The 1,536-nt window shown below is 54.6% G+C and carries 2 protein-coding genes; both read right to left on the bottom strand.

Going from position 1 to position 1,536, the window contains the following annotated elements:
* Window positions 1–1,032: peroxidase family protein (locus GS12_RS22750; protein WP_326929910.1), on the bottom strand; the 1,032-nt coding region annotated here is incomplete at its 3' end.
* A gap of 315 nt (window positions 1,033–1,347) precedes the next feature.
* The coding region (locus GS12_RS23915) for an IS30 family transposase (protein WP_160279937.1) at window positions 1,348–1,536 on the bottom strand (189 nt) is incomplete at its 5' end.

Here is a 1,536-nt window from a genome sequence, read left to right as displayed (position 1 = left end):
CGCACCCGCCGGGCTGCGCGTCTGCACCCACTCATACCTGAACAGGTTCTCGAAGAAGTAGTGGCTCCATTGCGTGGGCGTCTGTGACCAAATCACTTCCAGGCCGGAAGTGATGGCATCCGCGCCGACCCCCGTGCCGTGGCTGCTGGCCCAGCCCAGGCCCTGCGCTTCAATCGGCGCGGTTTCCGGGTCGACACCAACATGTTTAGCATCTGCCGCGCCGTGGGTTTTACCAAGCGTATGACCGCCGGCAATCAGGGCCACGATCTCTTCGTCGTTCATCCCCATATTGCCGAAGGTGGCGCGAATAGCCGGTGCGGCTGAAGCGGGATCGCCGCTGTGTTCCGGGCCTTCCGGGTTGACGTAAATCAGGCCCATTTCTGTGGCACCGAGCGGCGAGTTAGCCAGCGATTCTGGGTGGCGGTGTTCCAGCCAGGTGGTTTCATCGCCCCAGTTCACATCAAGGTCCGGTTCCCACACGTCTTCACGCCCGGCACCAAAGCCAAAGGTGCGGAAGCCGGAATTTTCCAGCGCGACGTTGCCCGCCAGGATATAGAGGTCGGCCCAGGAAATTTTCTGACCATACTTTTGCTTTACCGGCCACAGCAGACGACGTGCTTTGTCGAGGCTGACGTTATCCGGCCAGGAGTTGAGCGGTGCGAAACGCTGCTGACCGCGACCCGAACCGCCGCGCCCGTCTGTGGAGCGATAGGTTCCGGCGCTGTGCCACGCCATGCGGATAAACAGACCGATATAGCTGCCCCAGTCGGCGGGCCACCACGGTTGCGATTCACTCAGTAACGCTCTGAGGTCGCCTTTCAGCGCAGAATAGTCAAGTTTGGCGAACTCCTGTCGGTAATCGAAGGTTTCATCCAGTGGGTTAGAACGGTTGGAATGCTGGTTAAGCAGGTCAACCCTGAGCTGCTGAGGCCACCAGTCGCGGTTAGTGGTACCGCCGCCGGAGGCTTTATTTGATGCGCCTGCATGGAAAGGACATTTACCGGCAGAGGCTTCCCTTTCTGCTTCAACAATGGGTTCTGCACTATTGGCTTCATTATCAACAGAATTGCTCACAATCTTTATCCTTTAGCGGTTATCACCAATACTTTATACCCGGCATTCAATAGGTAAAATCTGCATCCCTCTATGTATTTGATAGACCTTTCCTTGTTTTTATGGGTGACTCTGCCAGGTTCTCCCATCTGGATCATGAATTTTTATGCGCACAGCCTAACCCGCCTGTTGCGGAGGGGTTCTTCACCACGCAGCATACAAAAAGCCCGCTTGCTTATCCTTAAGCGGGCTTTTTGTATTTAATCGTTCAGAAGGCTGATTTGAGCTGTGAGTTCAACTGATGGACGCAACACACTTATTGAACCGGTCTGCGGGTGATTCATAGTCTAGCGTTTTTCTCGGCCTTTCGTTGAGCTGTCTGGCAACACTGTTAAGTCTTTGCTGGCTGTGAACCGATAAGTCAGTTCCTTTTGGAAAATATTGTCTGAGCAATCTGTTCGTATTTTCATTTGAGCCACGTTG

It is taken from the genome of Erwinia oleae (assembly GCF_000770305.1).
Lineage (GTDB): Bacteria > Pseudomonadota > Gammaproteobacteria > Enterobacterales > Enterobacteriaceae > Erwinia > Erwinia oleae.
This window is presented reverse-complemented; position numbering and strand designations above follow the sequence as displayed.